This is a genomic window from Microcystis aeruginosa LEGE 91341 (assembly GCF_015206885.1).
Taxonomy (GTDB): domain Bacteria; phylum Cyanobacteriota; class Cyanobacteriia; order Cyanobacteriales; family Microcystaceae; genus Microcystis; species Microcystis aeruginosa_H.
On record NZ_JADEXY010000015.1, the window covers coordinates 21,098 to 42,331 of the forward strand.

Sequence of the window (21,234 nt, forward strand, 5' to 3'; positions counted from 1 at the left end):
TACTAAAATACAGTAATGAGGACGATCTGAACCTATGGCGCGCCGAGAACCTAATGATCCCAGAAAAGCAGTACCTAACACTTCTAATAGTGGGGTTCCCAGTCCACCCGTCGATTTCGATATCTATCAGGATTTGGCGCGTCTGCAAGAGATGATTTTTGATAGTTTCCATATCCCCCTCACCCGTTGGACAATGATCGATGAGGGACAGATATCCGAACAGATCGATATCATCTATGAAACCGTGCCACCGGCAGTACAGAAAGCTTTAGCAATTTTGCAGGAAGAACAGGAAATTATCACTAAAGCGGAGGAATACGCTCAACAAGTTCTTCGTTCCGCTCAACAAAGAGCCGCCCAAATTCTCGACGAGTCTGGTATTATTCAACAAGCAGAACGGCAAGCAGCCCAAATTCGTCAACGGGTTCAGCAGGAGTGCGAATCCTTGCAACAACAAACCCTCGATGAAATCGAACAGATGCGTCACAGCACCTTGCAGGAAGTGCAACAGTTACGACAAAAAACCCAAGCTGAATGTCATGAAATTCAAAAAGGCGCTGACGACTATGCTGAAGCGGTTTTAGAACATCTTGATCAACAATTAGGGCAAATGTTACAGGTTGTCCGTAACGGTCGTCAACAGGTAAGATCGAAACCAGCATCTTTAAAAAATCTATCCGGAGAACGTCTTTAATCAGTTATCAGTTATCAGTTATCAGATGTAAGTTTTAAGTTAATTAGTTAGTTATCTTTACCTTTATCTTTATCCCTGATTACTGTTTACTATTTACTGATCGCTGAAAAGAACCAAACCTCCGATTCCTCACCGATAACTGATAACGGAATTTCATGAATAACCCCTCCTCGAATTCCCCTCTATTCGGACGCTTTCTTAGCGGGTTATTTAGCTGGAAAATTTGGTTATTTCTCCAGATATTTCAAGGTAGTAAAAGCTTTTATCGATTCCTGTATCATTATTTATATCGTCGTCCTAAAATCGATCGCATTCTCGGTAGCGATGTTATCTATATCCCTGAGAAAAAACTTTATAGCATTCCCCTCGATGTGCTGAAAATGGAGCGGCAAATGGTTAATAGTGATCGCCAGCAGTTGACTTCTGTTACCACTTGGAAAGTTAAAACAATTCATCCCACCATCACCGAAACCGAGATCCAATTCCACGATATTACCGTCGATTTACAACAGGTACACCTGATTAAATCAGATCTTAATAACTACGATTATACTAATACTCGCCGCTTGGCTCCTCTGGTGAAAACCTTACTTTTTGAAATTAACCCCAAAATTGCCAGTTTAGTAGAAAAGAAAAATCAATTACATAGACTGCGAAATCTGGCCGCATCTTCGGAAATTTTTCACTCACAAACTCCATTGTATGATCGAGCAATTAATCAAGTCCAGCTAATTATTGATCAAGCGGAAGCTTTAGGACAAGAATGTTTAAAATTTATCCGAGAAACTCTGATCGAACGGGAATTAGTGCAATCCGATATCGATAGCAATCTCGTTGATTGTAACCTCGATTTTGCTAGTCAATATCAACTAATCCAAGAAAAATATCAACTCTGGAAAGAAGAAGTACAAGCTTATTTTGAATTAAAAGATTCTTCCCTACCTAAAAATTAACTATCACCGTCAGTAATCAGTAATCAGTTATCAGTTATCAGTTATCAGGAGATTATTTTGATTTATTCTCCACACTTCATAATTCATAATTCATATACTTTTTCAACAGGATTTATTATTATGTCTAATTTAACGACAATTCGTGAACATATTTTTGCTTGGGGAAAACGCACCTATATCATGGGTGTTTTGAACGTTACTCCCGATAGTTTTAGTGATGGGGGAGAATTTGACAATGTTGAAAATGCCCTGCTACAAGCGGTGAAAATGATCGAAGCTGGGGCTGATATAATCGATATCGGTGGTCAATCCAGCCGTCCAGGAGCGCAAGAAATTAGCCTAGAAGCAGAATTATCGCGAGTTATCCCCGTAATCACCGCTATTCGACAACAAAGTTCTATTCCTATCTCTCTCGATACCACTAGGGCGATCGTAGCAGCCCAAGGTATCGCCGCCGGGGCCGATTTGATCAATGATATTTCTGGGGGAACCTTTGATCGCCTATTATTACCTACGGTGGCTAAATTAGCCGTTCCCATCATCCTCATGCACCTGCGGGGCAATCCGCAAACCATGCAATCCCTAACACATTATGATAATTTAGTCAAGGAAATTAAAGAATTTTTACAGAATCGCGTTAAGGAAGCTTTACAGTGGGGTATTGCTAGGGAAAATATTATCATCGATCCGGGGATTGGTTTCGCCAAAACTGGGACACAAAATCTTGAGTTATTGCGAGAATTAGGGCAATTTCGGGATTTAGATTTACCTATTTTAATTGGGTTGTCGAGAAAACGCTTTATCGGCGAGATTACAGGCAAAGATGACCCAAAAGAACGAGTTTTCGGAACGGCGGCGGCCTGTGCTATAGCGATCGCTAAGGGGGCTGATATCCTGCGCGTTCATGATGTGGCTGCGATCGTAGATGTGAGGAAAGTGGTGGACGCAATCGAGCGAAGTTGAAAATTTTTGCTAGTCTTAGAATCATCCACAGTTCGATCGAAATTAGCGATGAATAGCCAACTAACCAGCGATCATTGTATGTTACCCGTGATTCGATCTCCCCAGGATTATCAAGTTTTTCGCATTAGCGCTGGGGATACGAATCGTTTGGCGATCGTCTTTGATTCTACCGTAGCGGGGGATTCCTTGACCGTCTGTGTGGAAATTTTCGATCCCCACGGTCGCACCCCTACCCATCGTCATCATTTTGCCGTAGAAATGTTTTTTATCCTCAAAGGGGAGGGAATGGCTATCTGTGATGGTAAAGCGATTCCCCTCGGTCCGGGGGATAGTTTATTAGTCCGTCCCACGGGTATTCACGAGATTAGAAATGTGGGGGACGAAAGACTTTATGCACTATGTTTTATGGTTCCCAATGAGGATTTTTCGGAATTAATTCGTAATGGTATCCCAGAGGAGTTAGACGCAGAAGATTTAGAGGTGTTGATGGGAACTATTAAAGGATAATCAAGCCATATTATCCCTTAAATTTTGGGCTTTTTTTTCAGGAAAAGAGCGATAAAAAAGGTAAAGGTTCCTCCCAGAAGGCCGAAGATTAGCCAATTTAATCTTGGATAGCCTTTATTGATAGCGATGACTGTAGCAATGCCACCGATGAGACAATGCCAGAAAAAAAGCAACAAGAATAAATCTAAGCTCGGGGAAATATCAGCAATTAGTTTCATATTTTATCAGTAGAGCGATCGAGTTAATTGTTTAGATAGCAAATCTCTAGAATCTTTCCAATGGCCGAATCCCTTGGCCGGTGTTATGTTTATTAACCTCTATATAACGGTGTGCAGTCGTATGAGGTACAGTGTCACGAGCTATAAACCATGCTAGTCAAAGCTTGGTTTGTATCTCACTCAAGCGCTTACCGCTATAAGTATTTCTATTTTTTTGTCCAAGGCCATTTTGTTCCCATCTCGGTTAAAGCTGAAAAAACTAGATAGAGAATGAGAAGGACAACACCAAAGAGAAAAGTCAATAAGTCGTTATTCATCGAGTCATCACTGATAGGTTAAAGGTCACTGATTCGCTACTATCCATTTGTCCACTACTTAGCAATTACTGTTTTTCTGGACTGTTAAAACAGGTTTGATTATTGTTGCTGTCGTGCCAAATAGTTAAGCACTGTGTCCAGAGTTAATTCTAAGCGTTCTGAGATTTGTTGTGGGGTTAAACCGAGGTCTTGCAGTAGAGGAATTGTTTTCAATTTTTGCAAGTTTATTCCCTGTTCAATTCCCTGTTCAATTCCCTGTTCAATTCCATCTCCAAAAGCTTCTTGATAGAAACGAGTTTGTTTTAGGTCTTGTAGTTCTAACATAGCTTCTATTTCCTCTCGACTGCTGTTTTTCTGGACTGTTAAAACAGGTTTGATTATTGTTGCTGTTGTGCCAAATAGTTAAGCACTGTTTCCAGAGTCAAGTCTAAGCGTTCTGAGATTTGTTGTGGGGTTAAACCGAGGTCTTGCAGTAGAGAAATTGTTTTCAATTTTTGCAAGTTTATTCCCTGTTCAATTCCCTGTTCAATTCCCTGTTCAATTCCCTGTTCAATTCCCTGTTCAATTCCATCTCCAAAAGCTTCTTGATAGAAACGAGTTTGTTTTAGGTCTTGTAGTTCCAACATAGCTTCAATTTCCTCTCGACTTTTTTGGGGTAACTTATAAATGATTATGGTTTCGATTAAATCAATGACATTTTTCTGCACTAAGCGATCGCTCACTTCTCTTTGAGCCTGTTTAATTAAAATCTTAGCAGAATTAACAGCTTGACTCTCACTTTCCGTAACCAATTTGACCATGGCGATCGCTAAGGAAGGAGTCTCGTCATTTGCCAATTCATCCAGATAGATTCTTTTAATCCTGGCCAAGGATAAAAAATCGGCAAATTGCTGGGGATGTTCTCGCTCAATTTCTCGACTAGGATAAATAACAACTATCTGCCAGGGTGATAAAGGTTTATACTGTCTAAGATACAGGAAAAGTTCCGAAAATAATCGATAATATAGGTCTTCATCCTTTTGAAACTGCACTTCTACCAGATAAAAGGGTGAATTTTCTAGATTATCGAGCGGCAAAAATAAACCATCCAATCGAAAAGCTAGTTGTTTAACTTCTTGGGAAGTAAATCGATAATTGCTAACGATAGCATCGGGTCGCTCAATTAATTCAAAGAACGAATCGGGAAAATCGAGAAACATTCGATAGAATATGCTGTCAGTTTTCATGCTGCCACAAAATTACCTGTAATTTCCGCTTAATCCGCCCACAAAAGAGAATTAACCTATGATCATCCCATCATTTCTGCAACCCGGTGCTAAAGTTTCTCTGGTGGCCACCAGTGGATCCGTCAAGGAATTAGCCGCCCTAGAAAAAGGCGTAGAAATCTGGCGATCGAGGGGTTATCAAGTGGAATTTAGCGAGAATTGGTCGAATCGTCTGGGTTATCTCGCTGGTAGCGACGAGCAACGTCGTCAAGCTTTAGCCCAAACATGGCAAGATGCCGATTGTCAAGCAATTCTCTGCGCTAGGGGGGGTTACGGTAGCGCTCGCCTCTTAGAAAATTGGACATGGGCAAAAACTAACCCAAAATGGTTAATCGGTTTTTCCGACGTGACGGGGATTTTATGGAGTTTAGCGAAACAGGGCATTTGTAGCGTTCACGGTCCAGTTTTAACCACCTTAGCCCAAGAAAGTCCCCAATCAATTGATCGCCTCTTTTCTCTTCTGGAAGGTCGTCCTTTAGCTCCTCTTATCGGTCAAGGTTGGGGTGGGGGCAAAGTGCGGGGACGCTTATTACCGGCCAATTTAACCGTAGCCACCCACCTCCTCGGAACCTCGGTTCAACCCACCCTAGAGGGGGTAATTTTAGCCCTAGAGGACGTAACCGAGGCCCCCTACCGGATTGATCGAATGTTAACTCAGTGGCGAATGCTGGGCATTTTCTCCCAAATTAAAGCCATTGCCCTCGGTCGTTTTAGCCGTTGTCTGGCGGCCCCCGGCAGTGATAGTCAAAGCGTGGAGGAAGTCTTAAAAGAGCGTTTGGGCGATTTAGGCATTGCGGTTATTGCTGAGTTACCTTTCGGTCATGATGGCGATAATGCCGCTTTACCAGTGGGAACAATGGTAGAACTGGACGGGGATCGGGGAATCTTAGAATTTTTCTATCCCTAATGAGCCACTTTTTTGATACTATCTTAGAGAAGTGTTAACAAATGTAACAAAAAATTAATTATAGATGAAAGTATTAGTTGTCGGTGCGACGGGAACCCTAGGGCGACAGATCGTGCGTCATGCCATCGATCAGGGACATCAAGTGCGTTGTTTGGTACGCAGTCAGAGAAAAGCGGCTTTTTTGAAGGAATGGGGCGCGGAATTAGTCGGGGGAACCCTGCGGGATAAAAGTACCATTATTCCTGCTTTAGAGGGAATGGACGCGGTGATCGATGCCGCTACGGCCCGGGCGACGGACTCAGCCAGCATTAAACAGGTGGATTGGGATGGTAAAGTTAATCTGATTCAAGCGGCCAAAACCGCCGGAGTCGATCGCTTTATTTTCTTTTCGATTCTCAATGCCGAAAAATATCCCAACGTGCCTTTAATGGAGATAAAACGCTGTACGGAGAAATTTCTAGCAGAATCGGGTTTAAAATATACAATTCTCCGTCCCTGTGGCTTTATGCAGGGTTTAATCGGTCAATACGCCATCCCGATGTTAGATAATCAAACCGTCTGGATCACGGGAGAAAGTACAGCGATCGCCTACATGGACACCCAAGATATCGCTAAATTCGCCGTTCGCGCTTTAGAAGTCCCCGAAACCGTCGGTCAGTCCTATCCCGTGGTCGGCAGCAAAGCTTGGAAAGCTGAAGAAATTATCGAAGTTTGCGAACGCCTATCGGGTAAAGAGGGGAAAATTTGGCGTTTACCCATGGGATTACTGCGTTTTATGCGGGGAATAACCCATTGTTTCCAGTGGACTTATAATATATCTGACCGACTAGCTTTTGCGGAAGTTCTCGCTAGTGGTCAAGCCCTTGATGCCCCCATGGCAGAAGTTTATCAAGTATTTGGCCTTGATCCGAGTCAAACAACTACTTTAGAATCCTATTTACAAGAATACTTTAGCCGCATTCTCAAGAAGCTCAAGGAAATCGACTTCGAGAAACAAAAAGCTCAGAAGAAGAAGAAAACCCCTTTCAAAAAGAAAGCGTGAACCAGCAGTAGGAAAATTTGTCAATGCCCAAAATCGGCATTATTTACAACGATATTAAGCCTATCGCTTGTAAAACAGCCCATCAGATACAAGATCAGCTACTTTCTTTAGGTTGGCAGGTGTTTATGGCTACCGGCAGCGGTGGCCTGCTAGGCCATTCTAAACCCTCTCGTCCCGTTTGTTTTACTCCGATCGATCAGTTAGTCCCCCCCCACTTCGAGCAAGATTTAAGTTTTGCGATCGTGTTGGGGGGCGATGGTACAGTCCTATCGGCAGCCCGGCAGTTGGCCACCCTCAATTTGCCCCTGTTAACGGTCAATACGGGACACATGGGCTTTTTGACCGAAATTTACCTAAATCAGCTTGAACCCGCCTTAGAACTGGTTCTAGAGGGGAAATACACCCTCGAAAATCGCTCGATGATCACGGTGCGACTGTTTCGCGAAGATACCCTCCTCTGGGAGGCACTTTCTCTCAATGAGGTGGTCGTCCACCGGGAACCCCTCACCAGTATGTGTCATTTTGAGATTCAAATTGGTGAACACGCACCCGTCGATATCGCTGCCGATGGGGTGATTCTCTCCACTCCTACCGGTTCTACTGCCTATGCTCTCAGTGCCGGTGGCCCGGTAATAACTCCCGATGTGCCGGTATTACAATTAGCCCCCATTTGTCCCCATTCTTTAGCTTCCAGATCCTTGGTATTTTCTGACAAGGAAACAGTAAATATTTTCCCAGCAACTGCTAATCGGATGGTGATGGTAGTGGACGGCAATGGCGGTTCTTATATCTTGCCAGAAGATCGAATTAATGTGCAGAAATCGCCCCACCAAGTCCATTTTATTCGTCTGCAATCGACGGAATTCTTCCGCATCCTCCGGGAAAAATTGGGTTGGGGTTTGCCTCATATTGCTAAACCAACTTCGGTGGAATTACCTTAATCAGTTATCAGTTATCAGTTATCAGTTCACTGATTACTGGTTACTGTTTACTGAAAAATCTCCTGACTCCTAAATGGCTGATAGCTGAATTTATGCTCTCTTTTCGTGCCAAGATAGCTTTTTATTTAGAGGATGTCACCACGGCGATCGGACTGACGGTAAATCTGCTTATCTTAGCATTAATTTTACTCTCGTTGGGGATTTATGTGGCTCAAACCTATCCCTTATCCGCCACTTGGCAAATGTGGTTACGTCAGCTTGATTGGGGAATTTTAAGCTTATTTTCCCTAGAGTATTTAATTAGGTTTTGGTGTGCGGAATCAAAACTAGGCTTTGTTTTTAATATTTTTTCCATCCTAGATTTATTATCAATCCTGCCTCTATTTTTTGGTTTTTTTGATATTAGGTTTTTTAGAATTTTTCGCTGGTTTAGAATTTTGCGAGTGATTCGTTTTTTTGGCTCCGATCTTTCTATTTTTCAAATTAAAACTTCCGATCAGATAGTATTTATTCGCATTTTAATAACTCTATTTTCGATTATTTTTGTCTATGCTGGTTTAATTTATCAGATCGAACACCCAATTAATCCCCAAGTTTATCGGACATTTTTTGATGCTTTTTACTTCGCCGTTGTGACTATGACTACCGTGGGATTTGGGGATGTGACTCCCCTTTCTGATGGGGGCAAAATGGTGACAGTTTTAATGATTTTAACGGGAGTTTTGTTAATCCCCTTACAAATTAGCACTCTGACTAAACAACTATTAAAATCTGGCACTCAAACTGATTATCCTTGTCCAGATTGTGGTTTACCCCGTCACGATATAGATGCCAATTTTTGTAAAAACTGTGGGGCAAAACTCTTAAAAAAACCTGATTGAGACTAATTCTGGCGAAAGGGGGAAGTGGGGAAGTGGGGAAATGGGGATAATAAATAAAAGTAATCTCCTGTCTCCTGTCTCCTGTCTCCTGTCTCCTATCTCCTGTCTCCTGTCTCCTGTCTCCTGTCTCCTAACGACCGACGACCGACGGAATCATGACAATTTACAATTGCTTAATAATTGTTGCCGCTGCCGTGATAATATGTCTTGTGGCTTACCTGAGCGTCATAGCTGGGAAAGCAATCCAGATATTGAGATTAGTCTATCGCTGATTTAGGTGTACCTTGTCTGACCCATCGATCGAATCTCCCCCAACCCCAGAAACCAACCCGCCGTCAGATCCGATGCGGGAATACTATCAACTACAAAACACCCTACTGATCACCACCCTGATCTTAAGCGGTCTGATCTTTATACCCGTGTGGCTGTTTTATTCCCTCAATACTGCCCTTAATTACCTATTGGGGGCAATGGTGGGAGTCGTTTACCTAAAACTCCTGGCCGGGGAAGTGGAAAAATTGGGGGTAACGAAAAATCGGGTAGGCAAAAAAGGATTAGCCCTATTCGCTGGATTAATCATCATCGCCAGTCGTTGGCAAGAACTGCACATAGTGCCAGTTTTTTTGGGTTTTTTGACCTATAAAGGGGCGATCATCGTCTATACCCTGCAAACCATCTTCAAGTTGGAGCAGAAAGCCGATTCCTAAACCCTTTGACCGTTAAAATAACCCTGATTTGCGAACCTGAATCTCCCCAAGGTGGAAATGTTAGACAGTTTAAGTGTGCTTAATTTTTATAGTCTCGCTTCCCTGGAAGTGGGACAACACTGGTACTGGCACATCGGCGGACTAAAAATTCACGGGCAAGTGATCGCGGTCTCCTGGATCGTCTTCGCTATCTTAATCATCGCCTCGATCGCCGCTACCCGCAAGATCCAGAAAGTCCCTAGCGGTATTCAAAACCTCATGGAGTACGTTCTCGAATTTCTGCGCGATTTAGCCAAAAACCAGCTAGGAGAAAAGGAATATCGACCCTGGTTGCCCTTCATCGGCACCCTATTTTTATTTATCTTCGTTTCTAACTGGTTAGGGGCCTTGATTCCTTGGAAGTTAATCGAACTGCCCGAAGGAGAATTAGCCGCCCCCACTAACGACATCAATACCACGGTGGCGTTAGCCCTACTGACTTCCCTCGCTTACTTCTACGCAGGCATCAGTAAAAAAGGACTCGGTTACTTCGCTCACTACCTAGAGCCGATTCCCGTGCTATTACCGATCAAAATTTTAGAAGACTTTACCAAACCCCTCTCCCTCAGCTTCCGTCTTTTCGGAAACATCCTCGCGGACGAGTTGGTAGTAGCCGTATTAGTCTTCCTTGTCCCCCTAGTCGTACCCCTACCCCTGATGGCTCTCGGTTTATTTACCAGCGCTATTCAGGCCCTTGTCTTTGCCACCCTTGCCGGGGCCTATATCCATGAGGCCCTGGAATCGGAACACGAAGAGGAACACGCTTAAAAGCGAGGGACGAAAAAAGAAAAATTTCTTAGGAAAAAGTGTCCAAATAATAGGATAATAACTAAGAAATTATTGGTCGAATTCAGGATGAGCAACTGAATTCCCAGATCGTTCTTTCCCAAAAACTCTTTCGGGAGTTTTGATCAGAAAACCAGCCATTTTTTACGGCTGAGAACGCGCTCTGTAAACAACAGATTGAAATTGATTAGTAAATAGAGGAAAAAATCACCATGAACCCCACAGTAGCTGCCGCTTCCGTTATCGCCGCCGCCCTCGCCGTTGGTTTAGCCGCTATCGGCCCCGGTGTTGGTCAAGGTACTGCTTCTGGAGAAGCTGTTTCCGGTATCGCCCGTCAACCCGAAGCTGAAGGAAGAATTCGTGGTACCCTTCTCCTCAGCTTGGCATTCATGGAATCCTTAACCATCTACGGCTTGGTTATCGCTCTCGTTTTACTGTTCGCTAACCCCTTCGCCTAATTAAAAAAGCAGTGGGCTATCAGCCCCCAGTCCCTAGCTTGGCAGCAGAGTTTTAAAAACTCTAAAAAACGCCAAGGGAGCCAACTAAAAAATCTGGTTTTTGGGACGGAAGGCTGATAGCTAGTTAAGGGAATTTTAGTGATTCCCCCTGACTGTTTACTTTTAAAGCAGGGGGATCATCTTCCTTTTTTGAACCTGTCTATAGCTTCTATTTATCAGGAATAAATCAATGTTTGATTTCGATGCCACCCTGCCAGTGATGGCACTACAGTTTATTCTTTTGGCAGTGATCCTGAACGCCGTTTTTTATAAACCCCTCAGTAAAGTTTTAGATGAACGGGCGGAGTATATTCGGCAAACCGAAGGCGGAGCCAAAGAACAACTAGCCAAAACCGAAGCACTGGTACAAGAGTACGAATTGCAATTAACTTCGGCTCGTAAACAATCCCAAGAGATTATCGCCCAAGCGCAAGCCGAGGCCCAAAAACTAGCCAGCGAACGAGTTGCCGCAGCCCAAAAAGAAGCGATCGCTCGTAAAGAAGCCGTCGCCGCCGAAATTGCCCAACAGAAAGAAGAAGCCTTTCGTTCTCTAGAAGGACAAGTGGCCTCTCTTTCCCGTCAAATTCTCGAAAAACTCCTCGGCCCCGAACTCGTTCGCTAAACCCCAGCCCTTGGTTAATAACAGTGATCAGTGAAAAGATAGAAGTCAGTCGTCAGGAGTTAGAAGACTGGAAACTTACCTCTGATAACTGATAACTGAATAACCTACTCCCCGCCCTCAATAATCATGATCATCGACACAGTTTTATTATTAGCCACGGAGGCGAAGGAAGCGGCAGCAGAAGGATTCGGCATCAACACCGATATCCTAGGAACTAACCTATTTAACCTCTCAATTCTGCTCGGTTTAGTCATCTTCTACGGCCGCAAAGTTCTCGGACAAATCCTCGGAGAACGTCAGTCGAAGATTGCTGAAGCTTTAGCCGAAGCTGAAGACCGGAAAAATATTGCCGCTAACGCCCTCGCCGAAGAACAGAAAAAACTCGCCCTGGCAAAACAAGAGGCCGAAAAAATTATCAATAATGCTCGAGATAGAGCTAAAACTGTCACCACCGACATCGCCGCCCAAGCCGAACTCGATATTCAAAGAATGCGCGAAAGTGCCGCTAAAGATCTCTCGGCGGAACAGGATCGCGTTTTAGTAGAATTACGCCAAAGAATTACCGCTTTAGCCTTAGCTAATGTGGAATCCCAATTAAGCGCCGGTCTGGAAGAATCGGTACAACAAACCCTAATTGATCGCAGTTTGGCCAACCTAGGAGGTAAATAGATGCAGGGAAGTTTAATCAGTTCAGAAATAGCCGAACCCTACGCCCAAGCATTACTTTCCGTCGCCCAAAGCAGCGGACAATTAGAAGCGATCGGCGGCGAAATTAAATCCCTCTTAGAATTGTTGGAAAATGCTCCCGATCTAAGAGCTTTTATCGGCAATCCTGTCATCAAAGAAGAAGCTAAAAAAGCCGTTCTTTCCCAAGTAATGGGGACCAGTGCCAATCCCTATTTAACTAACTTCATGATGTTATTAGTCGATAAACGTCGGATTCAATTTTTAGAACCCGTTTGTCAACAATATCTCACCCTGGCCAGAGCGCTGACCAACACCGTTTTAGCGGAAGTTTCCTCGGCCACCGAATTGAACGATAGCCAAAAACAAATCGTCATCGACAAAGTGAAAACCCTAACCGGGGCGAACGTGGTCGAACTGAAAACCAAAGTTGATACCAGCCTGATCGGTGGTGTGGTGATCAAAGTCGGTTCTCAGGTCTTTGATGCCAGCATTCGCGGTCAACTACAACGCCTCAGCCTCTCCCTGCGCTAAGGTCATCTAATCTCTCTTTTTTGCCGTTTTTTCACCTTCTAATTTTTTACTTTTTCCCAGATTAAACTATGGTAGCTATCAGACCCGACGAAATTAGTACAATTATTCGTCAACAGATCGAATCCTATAACCAAGAAGTACAGGTCTCCAACGTGGGAACCGTCCTGCAAGTGGGTGACGGTACTGCCCGCATCTACGGCCTACAACAGGCCATGTCGGGAGAACTATTAGAATTTGAAGATGGAACCGTCGGCATCGCCCTTAACCTCGAAGAAGATAACGTCGGTGCGGTGTTAATGGGTGACGGTTTCGGGATTAAAGAAGGCGGTACGGTGAAAGCTACCGGTAAAATCGCTCAGGTTCCCGTGGGTGATGCCTTAGTCGGCCGCGTGGTTGATGCCCTCGGTCGTCCCATCGACGGGAAAGGAGACATCCTCGCCAGCGAAACCCGTCTGGTGGAATCCCCCGCCCCCGGTATTGTCGCTCGCAAATCCGTCTGTGAACCGATGCAAACCGGCATTACCGCTATCGATGCCATGATTCCCGTCGGTCGTGGTCAACGGGAGTTAATTATCGGTGACAGAAAAACTGGTAAAACAGCGATCGCCATTGACACGATCATTAACCAGAAAAGCGAAGACGTAATCTGTGTCTATGTCGCCATCGGTCAAAAAGCCTCCACCGTCGCCCAAGTAATCGACACCCTCACCCAAAGAGGTGCCATGGATTACACCGTAGTGGTGGCCGCTAACGCTAACGACCCCGCCACCCTCCAGTATATCGCCCCCTATACCGGAGCTTCGATCGCTGAATACTTCATGTATAAAGGCAAAGCGACCCTAGTTATCTACGATGACCTCACCAAACAGGCTCAAGCTTATCGTCAGCTATCCCTGCTCATGCGTCGTCCTCCTGGTCGGGAAGCTTACCCCGGCGACGTTTTCTATCTCCACTCCCGTTTACTAGAGCGCGCCGCTAAACTCAGCGATGCCCTCGGTGGTGGTAGCATGACCGCCCTGCCGATTATCGAAACCCAGGCCGGTGACGTTTCTGCCTACATTCCCACCAATGTAATTTCGATTACTGACGGTCAGATCTTCCTCTCCACCGACCTCTTTAACGCTGGTTTCCGTCCCGCTATTAACGCTGGTATTTCCGTATCCCGCGTCGGTTCGGCGGCCCAAACGAAAGCGATGAAGAAAGTTGCTGGTAAATTAAAACTCGAATTAGCCCAGTTTGACGAATTAGAAGCTTTTGCTCAATTCGCTTCTGACCTTGATGCGGCCACCCAAGCACAACTGTCTCGCGGTCAACGTCTGCGTCAAATCCTGAAACAGCCCCAAAACTTCCCCCTCTCCGTTTGGGAACAGGTGGCGGTGGTTTATGCCGGTTTAAACGGTTATCTCGACGATATCGCCACCGATAAAGTTATCGATTTCTGCGCCGGTTTACGCGAATACCTGAAAACTAGCAAACCTCGCTACGTTGAGATCGTCAGCACCGAAAAACAACTCAACGACGAAGCAGAAGGCCTGCTCAAAGATGGTATCAACGAGTACAAACAAGCCTTTAAATAATCTCGGTAATCAGTAAATGAATGTTGGTAATGGGGGTTAGGTTTTAGGGGATGGGGTGTTGAGGTTTTGGGGTTTTGGGGTATTAGTTGAAATTTCCCGATCTCCCTATTTCCCAACCTCTCCATTCCCTCCTAAACCCTGAATCTTGACTGATGACTGATGACTGATAACTGATAACTGATAACTGAATTATGCCTAATCTCAAAGCGATTCGCGACCAAATTCAATCGGTCAAAAATACCAAAAAAATTACCGAGGCTATGCGTCTGGTGGCGGCCGCAAAAGTGCGACGCGCCCAAGAACAAGTTCTGTGTACCCGTCCTTTTGCCGATGCCCTCGCTCAGGTACTCTATAATCTCCAAGGTCGTTTAGCCTTTAGTGATGTTAATTTACCCCTGCTGGCCCAACGGGAAGTAAAAACCGTGGCTCTGTTGGTAGTCACAGGCGATCGAGGTCTTTGTGGCGGTTATAATACTAACGTCATCCGTCGTGCCGAACAACGGATGAATGAATTAAAAGAGCAAGGGATTAACTATCAATTAGTTATTGCTGGCCGGAAAGCGGCACAGTATTTCGAGCGCCGGAATGCTCCCATTGCCGCTAAATTTATTAACCTCGAACAGATTCCCACTGCCGATGAAGCTGGCACGATTGGGGATGAATTGCTTTCCTTATTTTTATCGGAAACAGTCGATCGAGTCGAGTTAATTTATACTCGTTTTATCTCCCTGATCAGTTCCACTCCCGTGATTCAAACCCTGTTACCTTTAACTACCCAAGGTTTAGCGGTACAGGATGACGAGATTTTCCGTTTGGTGACTAAAGAGGGAAAATTTAAGGTACAACGGGAAAAAATGGCCAGCCAACCGGCGCAGGTTTTTCCCCAAGACATGATTTTTGAGCAGAATCCCGTCCAAATTCTCGATTCTCTCCTACCTTTGTACTTAAATAACCAATTACTGCGCGCCCTCCAGGAATCAGCAGCTAGTGAATTAGCCGCCCGGATGACGGCGATGAGTAACGCCAGCGAGAACGCCAGCGAGTTAATTGGCACTTTAAGCCGTACCTATAACAAAGCGCGTCAAGCCGCTATTACCCAAGAATTGTTAGAAGTAGTAGCGGGGGCCAACGCTCTCTAGATTTAAGACAGTTTTTCTTGTGATTATCAGTAGGAGTGATTATTTTCACTCCTTTTTTTTCGTTTAGATAGCGGTAAACTATTAGCCTTAGTTACCAGAAGGCCGCTCCCCTATCATATTTGGAAGATATTGTCAAGGAATTTTTGTTAATGTTAAAGGTCTCATTTTTTCAGACCTTTGTAGCAATAATTTACAAAAAAATTAGATGATCTGTATTGATCGTCACTTAGAATTTTAAAAGTGGCTTGTCTGGAGTAAAACTACCAGCATTTTCTTCCCTAACCCATTCAAAAATTTTGATCGAATCGTTACTTCTTAATTGCTTTTTGGGATCAGTCGGCTTTACGGCTCTCCCACAATTATGAACTTATGTAACAAGTTTTCTTGCCACTGCATAAAAATTAAGCCTCCTCCGCAACAAGTAATAGAGGCCAAACAAAAAGGAGTTTTTACCATGACTAGCGCGGCTAATTCTGGCAATATCTTGATGGGATTGGGACTAGAAGCCATTCTTGCTCAATTTGCCAATTCAGAAACCTATTATCAAAGCTTAACCGCAATTTTCGGCAATCAGTACGACACCAGTAAAGCGGAAACCCTACGCATTCAATGGCAAAGAGGAGATTTTAGTAACTTGCCAGCGATCGTAGTCCTCCCCGCTGATCGCTTACCCGGCGCGCGCGGAGCCTACTCGAGCGCCACCGATACTATTTATATCGCCGATCGCCAGATAAGTTCCGAGGGATTGGTGAACCTTCTTCTCGAAGAAATCGGTCACGCGATCGATCACTCTTTGAACCCGATCGATACAAAAGGGGACGAGGGCGCGATTTTTGCCGCTTTCGTCCTCGGACAGGAGCTATCGCCGGAAATTCTGAACCGATGGCGGGAAGAAGACGATCACGCGATGATCGTGGTGGACGGACGAGAGCTAGTGGTCGAAAAGCAGGATATCGTCGGTACGAACAATGACGATAATCTACAGGGAACTGCGAGCGCAGATATCATTGAGGGATTAGCCGGAAACGACACGATTTTCGGCGGGGGGGGTGACGATACCCTCTACGGGGACGGCGGTTCCGATTTCTTCTTTACCGAGGCGGGGAACGACATCATCGACGGTGGGGGGGGAACCGATACCTTCGTCGGCAATTATCGGAACGCGATCAGCAACGTCATCATGACCTACAGTATCGCGACCGGGAGCGGGACGATCCAGGTGGGGGGAGAAAGAGATGCCTTTACCTCGATCGAGAGTTTTAGCGGTTTTCTGGGTTCCGCATTCGACGATTATCTATTCGGCGGAACCGCCAACGATAACAATATCGACGGGGGCGCGGGCAACGATACGGTTTTCGCCAACAGTGGCGATGACTCGGTGTACGGTAAGAACGGGAACGATTACCTCGACGGGGGAAGCGACAACGACGAACTCTACGGCAACGAGGGAAACGATTCCCTCTACGGAGGCGATGGAAACGATTTTCTCATCGGCGGTAACGGGAACGATCTCGTTGACGGCGGCGCAGGGGGCGATATTCTCTACCAAGACGCGGGCAACGATTCTCTCTACGGTGGTAACGGAATCGATACCTACCGCGCCGACTACAACGCCTCCGCAGCGCGGGTAGTAATGACCTACTCAATCACCTCGAGTAACGGGACGATCACCGTCGGGAGCGAACGGGACTTTTTCTACTCGATCGAGAAATTCGATAACTTCATCGGTAGTTCCTTCAACGATGTCCTCTTCGGGGGGTCGGGCAATGACTCCAATATTCAAGGTGGCGCAGGCAACGATACCATCTCTGGCAATCAGGGCAATGATACCCTCTCCGGCGATAGTGGCGACGATATTCTCAACGGCGGTTCCGATAACGATTATCTCCTCGGTGGTCTCGGGAACGATGTCGTGAACGGCGATAGCGGCGATGATACCCTCGTCGGGGGTAGCGGCAATGACACCCTGAACGGGGGTGTAGGAACCGATCTCTACGATACGACTTACAACACTTCCCCGACGGCGATAACGATGGACTACGGCGGCACTTTGGGAAACCCGCGGATTATCGTCGGGAATCAAACAGATTTATTAATCTCTGTAGAACGCCTCTTTCTCATCGGCACGGAATTTAACGATTCCCTCCTCGGTGGTAGCGGTAACGACCCCAACGTAAGCGGGGGAAAAGGAAACGATACCGTTGTCGGTAACGGCGGCGATGACGTTCTTTACGGCGATGACGATAACGATCTCATCTACGGGGACGGGGGAAGAGATACCGTGTACGGCGGCGATGGGGTCGATACCCTCTACGGCAACCCCGGCAATAACGTCCTCTACGGCGGCGAGGATAAAGATCTCCTCTACGGGGGTAACGATGCCGATACCATCTACGGCGAGAATCACGACGATACCCTCTACGGCAACGGGGGAAACGATTCTCTCTTCGGCGGCAATGGAGCCGATAACCTCGACGGGGGCGACGGCAACGATGATCTTGACAGTGGGGAAGGCAATGATTCCCTCTTCGGTGGCGCAGGAGATGATCGATTGTTTTCGTCGAATGGAAACGATACCGTCGATGGCGGTGCGGGAACCGATACCTACTCGATCGATTTTTCCGGTAGCCCAGTTTTCATGACCTACGATACCGCCACGGGTAACGGTACGGTAATTAGTGGGAATAAAGTCGATACGCTGATCTCGATCGAGCGTTGCAATCTATCCGGTACGGAGGATAACGATTTTATTCTCGGCGGTTCGGGATCGGATAGTGTTCGTTTTAGCACATCAGAAGGTCTCCGCGGCAACGGCGGCGATGATACCATCGACGGTAATAGCGGGGAGGACTTGCTTTTCGGGGAGGACGGGAACGATTTTCTCATCGGCGGTTGGGGATCGGATACCCTGTACGGGGAAGATGATAACGATCGCCTGATCGGGGTCAACCCCAACGCAGCCACCCCCGGACAGAACGAACAGGACAATCTCTACGGGGGAGCGGGGGCGGATCTGTTCATCCTCGGTGGCGCGAACTGGATCGGCTACGATGACGGTAACACGCGCAATGATGGCTATCAGGATTACGCCGATATCCAAGATGCCGATTTTTCCGAGGGTGATCGGATTCAACTACGCGGTTCGCGAGCGGACTATCTCGTCCAACAACAACCTTTCCGTAGCGACACAGTAGAAATTTACCTTATTAAACCTTTGGGGGAACGCGATGAACTGATCGCTCGGGTCAGAGGCTATACCAGTCTAGGCGACGAGGTTTTTGTCTTCGTTCCCGCCGCTCCCGTAACCAGGATCACCGTGGCTGTCACCGATGCCAGCGCGGGCGAGCCGGCCAACGCGGGCGTTTTTACCCTCACCCGAAGCGGGAATATAGGGAACGCGCTGACCGTGAACTATCTCCTTGCTGGGTCGGCTACCAACGGGGTAGATTACAGTAATCTCACCGGAAGAGTTACTTTCGCGGCGGGAAGTAGTACCGCCACCGTCACGATTAACCCGATCGAGGATACGGCAATCGAGGGGAACGAAGTCGTTCTTTTACAGATCTCCGAGGGAACTGGCTACACCCTCGGAGCCACCAGCGGCGCGGTTATCACCCTCACCGATAACGATGTTTACACGGTGATCGAACCTGCGAGTTTAGGCAGTAATATCACCCTCGTCCGCGACTCGGCCAATCGTCTCTACGCGCGATCGAGCGAAGAAACCCTCCCGCTTTATAGCCTAGAGGATACGCCACTCCGGATCGGTCAATATCCCGATTGGCAAGCACTCGCGGTCGAGCGGATCGACGGACTCAACCAGATTTTATGGAAAAATACCCGCAATAACTATCTTCAGGTTTGGTACACCGATACGAATTGGCGTTGGCTCGGCGGGGATAGTACAAACGGATTAAATACCCTAGATGCGTACAATCTAGAGAAAAAATTCCAGTTCGATGCCAACGGAGACGGCCGGATCGGTATGACCTTCACCAACCTTGAAGCGGCGGGATCGGTTGCGATCGTCCGGGATACCCTGAACCGACTCTACGCCCGAACGAGCTTAGGAGATACGGCGATCGGGGCGATTAACGGTACACCTCTGACGGAAACCTCGAATCCTGGACGACAGATTCTCGGCGCGGAAACGCTAAACGGAATTAATCAGATCGTCTGGCGAAACACGACGACGAACGCGCTCGAACTTTGGACAATGGACGCGGACTGGCAGTTTGCGGGAAATGACGCTCCGATCTCCCCCACCTCCCCGACGGCATTACAATTAGAGCGGGATTTCGAGATGGATCTGAACGGCGACACCGTGATCGGTCGTTTACCGAACCTGTCGGACATCACCCTAACCGTTTCCCCAGCTACCGTCACCGAGAACGGTACACCGAACCTCCTGTACACCTTCACCCGTCGCGGCCCGCTCACCAATCCCCTCACAGTCAACTTCAACGTCACGGGAACTGCAACTTTGACCACCGACTACACCCAAACTGGGGCACTCACTTTTACCGCGACTGGGGGAACGGTACGCTTTAACGCGGGTGCAAGTACGGCGATCGTCACCATCGATCCCGTCGGCGACGCGCTCATCGAACCCAATGAAACCGTCTCTCTCGCGATCGCTCCAGGAACCGATTACACCCGTGGGACGACGGAAGCCATCACGGGAACGATCGCCAACGACGATCTACCGACCCTGACGATCGATAACCTGATCTTCCTGGAGGGATTGGAAGCGAACGCATTGATCCCCGTCCGTCTTAACGGCCCTTTCGGTGAACCGATCCGCGTCAACTACACCACCACCAACGGCACAGCGATCGCTGCTACGGATTACACCTCGTCCTCGGGAATTTTGACGATTCCGGCCAATACAACCACCGCTTTTATTCGCGTCCCGATCGCTAACGATACCCTCAACGAAGCGGACGAAACATTTACCGTTACCCTGTCCAACCCAGTCAACGCCACGATCGCCCGGGCGATGGCGACGATCACCATCACCGATACTCTCGAAAGCAATGTCAGCACCGTCCTCACAAATGGGTTAGAAAACCTACAACTGATTGGCACGGATCCGATTAACGGCACTGGTAACGCAGGTAATAATCGCATCACAGGTAATAGTGGCAATAATATCCTCAATGGTGACTTAGGAAATGATACTCTCGCAGGTAATGCGGGTAATGATACTCTCACGGGTGGAGCAGGAATTGATCAAATTGAATATCGCTCTACTCGTGCTTTTGTTGCCAGCGATTTTGGGGTAGATACGATCAGCGATTTCGTGGTTAATCAAGATAAAATTGTCCTGAGCAAAACCACTTTTGCTGCTTTAACCAGTGCGGTTGGTAATGGTTTTAGTCAAGCTAGTAATTTCGCCGTCGTTGCTAATAATAGTTTAGTTGCCGCTAGTAATGCTTTTATTGTTTATAGCAGTGGCACTGGCCATCTATTCTATAACCAAAATGGTAGCGCAGCGGGTTTGGGAACCGGTGCCAATTTTGCGGTTTTAACTGGTAATCCTAGCCTAACAGCCAACGATTTCCTCTTGGTGGCTTAATCCAAAACAGTAGTCAGTTATCAGTTTTTGTCAAATTTACAGTTTTAGGAGTGCAGGATTGATCGCCAGTTTAATAGTTGAATATTCCTAGCATTATCGGGGAAAATCTCAGCAAAGTTTTTCGGCAGCAAAAGCCTAACATTAACCGCAACAGGGACCTGCGTTAAAATAATCTACCAAGTCTTAAGGAAGACTCGATTAAGCCCAAAAGAGTATAAACTCAAGTACATATACTCTAATACACTTAGTCCCAATATATAGCAATTCTCTGACTCATGAGGTACAGTAGCAACAGTGAGTAAACCAATTGCGAATATCTTTTTGAGTAACTTCTAACATAGCTAATTCAATCCCTTCTATTAAGTCTTTGTAAGTTCTTGCCT

At 46.5% G+C, this 21,234-nt stretch carries 19 protein-coding genes and 2 pseudogenes; 17 read left to right on the top strand and 4 right to left on the bottom strand.

The window, feature by feature from the left end:
• Window positions 1-34 precede the first annotated feature (34 nt).
• From IQ234_RS04175 to IQ234_RS04190, 4 genes are all read left to right on the top strand, one after another.
• Window positions 35-694 (top strand): hypothetical protein, encoded by a 660-nt coding sequence (locus tag IQ234_RS04175; RefSeq protein ID WP_193956146.1) that lies wholly within the window; start codon window positions 35-37, stop codon window positions 692-694.
• 155 nt (window positions 695-849) lie between these two features.
• A complete protein-coding gene (locus IQ234_RS04180; protein ID WP_193956147.1) occupies window positions 850-1,647 on the top strand; it encodes a hypothetical protein in 798 nt (265 codons plus the stop codon).
• A gap of 120 nt (window positions 1,648-1,767) precedes the next feature.
• Entirely contained in the window at window positions 1,768-2,610 is an 843-nt protein-coding gene (folP, locus tag IQ234_RS04185) for a dihydropteroate synthase (RefSeq protein ID WP_193956148.1), read from the top strand.
• Window positions 2,611-2,658: 48 nt separating this feature from the next.
• Window positions 2,659-3,117 (top strand): cupin domain-containing protein, encoded by a 459-nt coding sequence (locus IQ234_RS04190; protein WP_193956149.1) that lies wholly within the window; start codon window positions 2,659-2,661, stop codon window positions 3,115-3,117.
• 17 nt (window positions 3,118-3,134) lie between these two features.
• Here the strand turns inward: IQ234_RS04190 and IQ234_RS04195 are convergent, their stop codons facing one another.
• The 3 genes and pseudogenes from IQ234_RS04195 to IQ234_RS04205 form a co-directional block, all read right to left on the bottom strand.
• The gene (locus IQ234_RS04195) at window positions 3,135-3,335 is read right to left on the bottom strand and encodes a hypothetical protein (RefSeq protein ID WP_039899996.1); all 201 of its coding nucleotides are present in this window, start codon (window positions 3,333-3,335) and stop codon (window positions 3,135-3,137) included.
• Between the two features lie 416 nt (window positions 3,336-3,751).
• Window positions 3,752-3,997: pseudogene (locus tag IQ234_RS04200) on the bottom strand (flagellar assembly protein H); the annotation flags it as partial.
• A gap of 32 nt (window positions 3,998-4,029) precedes the next feature.
• Window positions 4,030-4,878, bottom strand: coding sequence for an Rpn family recombination-promoting nuclease/putative transposase (locus tag IQ234_RS04205; RefSeq protein ID WP_193956151.1), 849 nt, complete (start codon window positions 4,876-4,878; stop codon window positions 4,030-4,032).
• 58 nt (window positions 4,879-4,936) lie between these two features.
• Here IQ234_RS04205 and IQ234_RS04210 point away from each other — a divergent pair, with 58 nt between their 5' ends.
• The 13 genes from IQ234_RS04210 to IQ234_RS04270 all read left to right on the top strand — a co-directional run bounded on the left by IQ234_RS04210 (window position 4,937) and on the right by IQ234_RS04270 (window position 20,851).
• On the top strand, window positions 4,937-5,824 hold the full coding sequence (locus IQ234_RS04210) for a S66 peptidase family protein (RefSeq protein ID WP_193956152.1): 888 nt from the start codon (window positions 4,937-4,939) through the stop codon (window positions 5,822-5,824).
• 64 nt (window positions 5,825-5,888) lie between these two features.
• Window positions 5,889-6,866 (top strand): SDR family oxidoreductase, encoded by a 978-nt coding sequence (locus IQ234_RS04215; RefSeq protein WP_193956153.1) that lies wholly within the window; start codon window positions 5,889-5,891, stop codon window positions 6,864-6,866.
• A gap of 23 nt (window positions 6,867-6,889) precedes the next feature.
• Window positions 6,890-7,807, top strand: a complete 918-nt coding sequence (locus IQ234_RS04220) for an NAD(+) kinase (RefSeq protein WP_002765357.1) — start codon at window positions 6,890-6,892, stop codon at window positions 7,805-7,807.
• Window positions 7,808-7,899: 92 nt separating this feature from the next.
• Window positions 7,900-8,688 (top strand): ion transporter, encoded by a 789-nt coding sequence (locus IQ234_RS04225; RefSeq protein ID WP_193956154.1) that lies wholly within the window; start codon window positions 7,900-7,902, stop codon window positions 8,686-8,688.
• A gap of 344 nt (window positions 8,689-9,032) precedes the next feature.
• Window positions 9,033-9,395, top strand: coding sequence for an ATP synthase subunit I (locus tag IQ234_RS04230; protein WP_002739749.1), 363 nt, complete (start codon window positions 9,033-9,035; stop codon window positions 9,393-9,395).
• Window positions 9,396-9,452: 57 nt separating this feature from the next.
• A complete protein-coding gene (gene atpB, locus IQ234_RS04235) occupies window positions 9,453-10,202 on the top strand; it encodes a F0F1 ATP synthase subunit A (RefSeq protein WP_002739857.1) in 750 nt (249 codons plus the stop codon).
• Between the two features lie 230 nt (window positions 10,203-10,432).
• The gene (gene atpE, locus IQ234_RS04240) at window positions 10,433-10,678 is read left to right on the top strand and encodes an ATP synthase F0 subunit C (RefSeq protein WP_002740068.1); all 246 of its coding nucleotides are present in this window, start codon (window positions 10,433-10,435) and stop codon (window positions 10,676-10,678) included.
• A gap of 229 nt (window positions 10,679-10,907) precedes the next feature.
• Window positions 10,908-11,339, top strand: a complete 432-nt coding sequence (locus tag IQ234_RS04245; protein ID WP_002740070.1) for a F0F1 ATP synthase subunit B' — start codon at window positions 10,908-10,910, stop codon at window positions 11,337-11,339.
• A gap of 126 nt (window positions 11,340-11,465) precedes the next feature.
• Window positions 11,466-12,008, top strand: coding sequence for a F0F1 ATP synthase subunit B (locus tag IQ234_RS04250; protein WP_110578667.1), 543 nt, complete (start codon window positions 11,466-11,468; stop codon window positions 12,006-12,008).
• The gene (gene atpH, locus IQ234_RS04255) at window positions 12,009-12,557 is read left to right on the top strand and encodes an ATP synthase F1 subunit delta (protein ID WP_002769606.1); all 549 of its coding nucleotides are present in this window, start codon (window positions 12,009-12,011) and stop codon (window positions 12,555-12,557) included.
• A gap of 68 nt (window positions 12,558-12,625) precedes the next feature.
• Entirely contained in the window at window positions 12,626-14,134 is a 1,509-nt protein-coding gene (gene atpA, locus IQ234_RS04260) for a F0F1 ATP synthase subunit alpha (protein ID WP_002769608.1), read from the top strand.
• A 191-nt stretch (window positions 14,135-14,325) separates the two neighbouring features.
• Window positions 14,326-15,273 carry a F0F1 ATP synthase subunit gamma gene (locus IQ234_RS04265; RefSeq protein ID WP_193956155.1) on the top strand — a complete coding sequence of 316 codons (948 nt, stop codon included), beginning with the start codon at window positions 14,326-14,328 and terminating at the stop codon, window positions 15,271-15,273.
• Window positions 15,274-15,727: 454 nt separating this feature from the next.
• On the top strand, window positions 15,728-20,851 hold the full coding sequence (locus IQ234_RS04270) for a Calx-beta domain-containing protein (RefSeq protein WP_193956156.1): 5,124 nt from the start codon (window positions 15,728-15,730) through the stop codon (window positions 20,849-20,851).
• A gap of 273 nt (window positions 20,852-21,124) precedes the next feature.
• On the opposite strand, the pseudogene IQ234_RS04275 reads toward IQ234_RS04270, so the two are convergent.
• Window positions 21,125-21,234, bottom strand: a pseudogene (locus IQ234_RS04275) (IS630 family transposase); the annotation flags it as partial.